Here is a 4,620-nt window from a genome sequence, read left to right as displayed (position 1 = left end):
AAAATCAAATAATCACTATAAAGATCAAGCATATCCATTTAATTCCCTCCCTAAAATTAAGGGCGGAATTCTAATGCTTTTTAGTCAAACTACAAGTTTATGTGCGTAACATGAGTAATAATGAGCGCATTTATTTGCAAAACATCCTTTTTTTAAATGATGCGCAAGCCATTCTAGAATGTGTGCTACAAGGTTTGGGAATTGCCATTTTACATCATTATCAAATAGTAAACGCTTTAGAGCAGGGCGATTTAGTCGAGCTGCTATGCGATTATAGAATGCCAGCAATTCCTATTTTTATGTATTATCACCCGGGGCGCTATATGCAGCCTAAAGTGCGATCGTGGATTGAGTTTATAGGGGCTAATTGGCCTGAGAGCTTATAATATATATTTTTATTGAGTGAGACTGCACAATAAGGCTTAAAATGCGGTGCCTAGATTTAAATGGTTCACGCGGACAAGCCGCGTGAGTTAGAAAGGAGCTTATTCACTAATTTGTGCTTCTTTTATTACTTTGCTGAGCTTCTGCGCTAAGAGGCCTTGTTCATCGCCACCGAGGTCTTTAATTTCTTGTTCGTAGTCTTTGCATTTTACAATTCCGCTATGAACATCATAAAGAACCCCTACCATGCCCACTTCATCTTTATTAATCATATCCTTTAAAATATCACTTTGCTGGTAAATATTTTTTAAAGTATTGGCGACGTTTAATTGGGTGACCTGTGAAACAAAGCCGACATTTTTACCATGACGCTCGTCTTTAGTATGCTGTTCAGCATTCACTGCAGGTTGGATCTTGGCTAGCAGCTGAGTAATATGGCCTTGTTCAATGCCATCACAAGCTGATTGAATCGCGCCACAGCGAGTATGCCCTAAAACAACGATTAATTTTGCTCCAACAACATTACAGGCATATTCGATACTGGCAAGAACATCGTCATTAACTACATTCCCTGCAACTCGTATACAGAAAAGATCGCCGAAGGTCATGTCAAAAATAGTTTCAACGGGTACGCGCGAATCAATACATCCTAGCACCACCGCAATCGGATGCTGCTCTTTGGCGGTATAACGGATATCTGTCCGATTAGAGCGATGGATACGTGTATCTTTTAAAAAGCGCTGATTACCTTCATAAAGTACTTTTAGAACATCAGCGGGTGATAGATTTGCTTGGACATCATAGGTGGTGACGGTAATAAAATCTATGTAGTTATGGATTTTATAACTGTCTTCAAGGCCTATAATATTTAAAGCAATTTGTTTATTACCTGCCTCTTCTTTAAATTCCTTTAGCACTTCTAGAATTTCTTTATCGATGTATTGCGTATAGCGGGCATCAATAATCAGTTGCGAATCTCTAGGTATAGAATCTAATTCAGCCACCAAAGCACCTTTATTTAAAAAAGTCATTTGCTGAGGTAGGACAAGGCGACTCGTTTCACCAGTTGGGTAAATTTCTTTATAAATATCGATACGGGCTTGGCTGTTTGATTTTAAAATATAGAAGAAGCTAACCGCTAAACCAATTAAAATACCAGTTAATAAATTAAAGCTAATGATACTAATCACGGTAACAATAAAAGGGATAAAGCGATCTAAGCCTTGCGCATAAATGTTTTGGTAAATACTGGGTTTGTTTAGCTTATAGCCCGTGTAAATTAGGATAGCAGCTAGCGAAGACAGGGGAATTTTATTAAGTGCACCTGGGATAAGCATCACAGCTAATAAAATGAATAGGCCATGCAAAATAGTTGAGGCCTTTGTTTTAGAGCCGGCTTGAATATTGATGGATGTTCTGACTATTACTGAGGTAATTGGAATACCGCCGATAAGGCCCGCAATCATATTACCGCAGCCTTGAGCGACTAACTCTTGGTTTGAAGGGCTATGGCGTTTTAATTTATCTAATTTTTCACCGGCCTTTAAATTCAGTAAAGTCTCTAAAGAGGCGACTATGGCAATGATGAGGGCATAGAGATAGATTTTAGGATTGCCCCAAGCATTCCAATTAGGGAATTCAAGCTGGCTAAAAAATTCATGCAGGCTATCTGTAGTGGGAATATTCACCAGTTGCGGAGAGTTCTGAACCATTGGTGAATCCGTCCAAATGAAAAACTCATTAAAAAGTATACCGGCAATCACTACTAGAATAGGTGCTGGGATTTCCTTTAAGATTTTATTTTTAGTTTTATCAAAATAAACCAGAAGGGCAACAGATACAAAAGTGATTAGCATTGCCCCTGAGTTTAAGTGATGTGATAGGGCTAGTATTGGGCTTATTGCTAAAGCCTCAGTGGTCTCTAAGAGATGCGTTTTTAATTCATTAAAATCTGCGGATAAAGTAAAGGCAAGGGGTAATTGTTTAATGATTAATAAAATACCGATGGCACATAGTAAACCTTGAACAACATTGGTCGGTACATAATCAGCAACAAAACCCGCCTTAAAGCTACCAATTAGAATTTGGATCGCACCTGCTAAGGTTAAGGCTAATAAAAAGGAATTAAAATCGCCCAGTTGAGTCAAGGCTGCTACCACTACGGCGGCCATCCCCGCTGCCGGGCCGCTAACACTAACATGAGAACCACTTAGAGCCCCAACTACTATACCGCCGACTACGCCACTTAAAATCCCGGAAAACAAAGGAGCGCCAGAAGCGAGGGCAATACCTAGGCAAAGAGGGATTGCAACTAAAAACACAACAATGGCTGCAACTAGATCAAATTTAAGATAGCGTTTGCTGTAGACTCTAAATAACCGTGGATTAAGGATTGTATTCATCACCATTTATAATTCCTTGTTTCATTGTATTTATTTGTACCCGTTTACTTAAGTTGTTGAGTATTTGCTCAACAATAATACAAGCATGCGGAATTTTCTAATTTTGCTACATTAAATATTCATTTTGATTGCAATTTCACCTTCTTGTTTTTTTATATGTTTTCTGCTCGAATTATGTTCTAAAAAACTAAGTTTTTACTATTTTATTAAGCTCTTGTCAATTATTAATGAGAATTATTATTATTTAGACTTTTAATTAGCTCTCACTTATTCCCACGGTCCAGGCATCCAAGAACCATGCAAACCATTAGGAATACGTCTGGGTAATTGTATCTTAGCTAAAGGCTCTTTATCTAATTGATTTGCATTTAAAATCAGAAATTCACTATGATTTGTAGTGCTATTATAAGCTAAAAGCATTAAATAACCTTCATTTTCATTTTGTGACTGAGAAGCAGGGGCAAAAACCGCTTCCCCAATCTCAGTTTCATCAGAAAACGTCCGCACTTGGGTGCTGTTTTTTATTCGGTCGTATTGCAGCAAAACGTTCATAGCTCTTGGATTGGCAATGCTCCTCGTTTTACTCAAACAATAAATAAATTGATGGGGGCGACTATTTCTGTCTTCCCTTATTCGGGGAAACTCTACTATTCGATTATCGATGGCTTGATGGTGTATAGAATCATTTACTAGGTTAATAGTCGTACTATAAAGACTTGGTGGCTTATGATTATCCTCCTGAGTGAGCATCACTAATTGCTCATGACGGACATAATCAATAATAATTTGCTTATCTTGCTCATAGGCATTGGCGAAATGGAACACAAAAAAGGGTTCTGTCCTTATCCATTTAATCGGTCCACCATGACGCGGCATAATGCCAATTCGGGTGCCCAATTCAGGCTGCCAATTTAATACTGGGCCCCCTTTCATTAGTTGCTTAAAATCGAAAACCGAGGGGCAATCAAATAAGATGACGTAATTTTGTGTGAGCACAAAATCATGAAACATCGAAGAATATTCTTTTTCTATATTCCATTTATTTTTTAATAGCCCCTGTTTATCAAATTGATAAACAGTTAAAAAGGGGGGAAGCAGGGCGTAATTAATAAACCATAGTTCACCAGTTAGGGGATCAAGGCGGGTATGGGCACATAAATCTAAGGCTTTAGGCGCAGTAGGGGACCACTCACCGAGGGTATCCAATTGAGCTGTCATTTGGTAAGCAGGAGCCCCTTCGCTTAAGGCTAAATAAGTATTGCCGTGGCGAATAATATGGATAAACGCACCATTTTTAACAGCGATAGGTTCATCTTCAGGACCTGCCCATTGGGGATCCATGGGAATTAATTTAAGCAGGCCCCCATAAAGCGCCTTTCCCGCTTGGCGTTCCTTTAGTAAACTTTTCGTTTCAATATAGCGATTACGATAACTTACTTTGCCATTATTAATATAAAGGGCGTGGACCATCCCATCACCATCGTAAGGGTAGGTATAAGAGATAGGGGGAAATTGAGGGTTGGGGCCATTACGCATATAAATTCCACATAAATCCCTTGGAATTTCACCAAAGACTTTAAGCTCAGCTACCACTAATTCATCATCAACAGGCGCGTAATTACCTAAAAGATAGGGATTTTCCTGTTTAGAATTCATTGTATCTTCCTTTTTCAGATTTTTACCGATTATATGTTATCTCTAAACTAATGGCACTAAGTTACTCATGTTACGCACATAAACTTGTAGTTTGACTAAAAAGCATTAGAATTCCGCCCTTAATTTTAGGGAGGGAATTAAATGGATATGCTTGATCTTTATAGTGATTATTTGATTT

At 38.3% G+C, this 4,620-nt stretch carries 3 protein-coding genes; 1 reads left to right on the top strand and 2 read right to left on the bottom strand.

What is annotated here, in order from left to right:
* Positions 1-110: 110 nt before the first annotated feature.
* Entirely contained in the window at positions 111-386 is a 276-nt protein-coding gene (locus ELY15_RS13595; RefSeq protein ID WP_127100949.1) for a LysR substrate-binding domain-containing protein, read from the top strand.
* 99 nt (positions 387-485) lie between these two features.
* Here ELY15_RS13595 and ELY15_RS13590 read toward each other — a convergent pair whose 3' ends face one another.
* Both ELY15_RS13590 and ELY15_RS13585 read right to left on the bottom strand, forming a co-directional pair.
* The gene (locus ELY15_RS13590; protein WP_127100947.1) at positions 486-2,792 is read right to left on the bottom strand and encodes a bifunctional SulP family inorganic anion transporter/carbonic anhydrase; all 2,307 of its coding nucleotides are present in this window, start codon (positions 2,790-2,792) and stop codon (positions 486-488) included.
* A 261-nt stretch (positions 2,793-3,053) separates the two neighbouring features.
* Positions 3,054-4,442 carry a carotenoid oxygenase family protein gene (locus ELY15_RS13585; RefSeq protein WP_127100944.1) on the bottom strand — a complete coding sequence of 463 codons (1,389 nt, stop codon included), beginning with the start codon at positions 4,440-4,442 and terminating at the stop codon, positions 3,054-3,056.
* Between the last annotated feature and the right edge of the window lie 178 nt (positions 4,443-4,620).

The organism is Legionella sp. km772, from assembly GCF_003989735.1.
Classification (GTDB): Bacteria; Pseudomonadota; Gammaproteobacteria; order Legionellales; family Legionellaceae; genus Legionella.
The sequence above is the reverse complement of the archived record's forward strand: the minus strand, read 5'-3'. Positions and strand labels throughout refer to the sequence as shown.

Coding starts and splice junctions, on each gene's coding strand:
- ELY15_RS13590 (WP_127100947.1), bottom strand. CDS start 2,792: ATGGTGATGAATACAATCCTTAATCCACGGTTATTTAGAGTCTACAGC.
- ELY15_RS13595 (WP_127100949.1), top strand. CDS start 111: ATGAGTAATAATGAGCGCATTTATTTGCAAAACATCCTTTTTTTAAAT.
- ELY15_RS13585 (WP_127100944.1), bottom strand. CDS start 4,442: ATGAATTCTAAACAGGAAAATCCCTATCTTTTAGGTAATTACGCGCCT.